General features: G+C 49.2%; 2 protein-coding genes. Both read left to right on the top strand.

Annotation, left to right across the window (positions count from 1 at the left end; translation table 11 throughout):
* Positions 1-228 (top strand): hypothetical protein (locus tag AUR66_RS22655; protein ID WP_231727882.1); only part of this gene is annotated, 228 nt, incomplete at its 5' end.
* A 23-nt stretch (positions 229-251) separates the two neighbouring features.
* Positions 252-717: hypothetical protein (locus AUR66_RS12655; protein WP_157533101.1), on the top strand; the 466-nt coding region annotated here is incomplete at its 3' end.

Below are 717 nucleotides of genomic sequence, written 5' to 3'. Positions count from 1 at the left end.
GACCCACAAGGCATCGTCACCCTCGGAAAGGGCGCGACGATCCGTACCCTTCGTGCACTCGGGGTTCCGGCTTCAGAGGCGAAGAGGGTCCGTGTGACGAAAGAATATGGGAAAAGCGAGTTCGAAACCGACTACCCGGTTGTGGTTTCTCTCCACTGGGCGCAACGGACAGTCGCAGAAAATGAGTGGGTCCCAGTGGTACAAGAAGCAGTTGCTAATCTCGAATGACCAAATCCCACGGAAATCATCCAATGAGTGAGCCAACATCGATGGAACCGTGGCAAATGATTCAGGAGCAAGAGTTTAAGGAGAAAGTGGAGTCCGACATTGAGAGGTGTGGGTCAGAATTAGAATTGTCCACTCCGTTGGTTGTCATGGCAAAGCGACTGTATTCGCAGTACAATTCGGTAGACGTGGCTTATTCACGTCCAACAGACGAATTTGCCCTGTCTGTAATCTACCTCGCACACAAGGTACTAGGTGAGCCAGTTACCGTATCTGAAATCACGTCCGATTTGAGGGTTAGAGAGAAAGCTGTGTTCCGGGTCACAAGGAGAATCAAACGTGATCTCGCAGAGAATCACGGTCTCAAGTTACAGGTAACGACTGCGGAAGATTACCTCGATAAGTATGCAAACCAGCTCGACACCAGCAATGAGGTGGTGTCATACGCGAAGAAACTATTAGATAAAAATTGTGAGTTGCTGATGAATAAAG

Source organism: Haloferax profundi (assembly GCF_001469865.1).
Classification (GTDB): domain Archaea; phylum Halobacteriota; class Halobacteria; order Halobacteriales; family Haloferacaceae; genus Haloferax; species Haloferax profundi.
The sequence above is the reverse complement of the archived record's forward strand: the minus strand, read 5'-3'. Positions and strand labels throughout refer to the sequence as shown.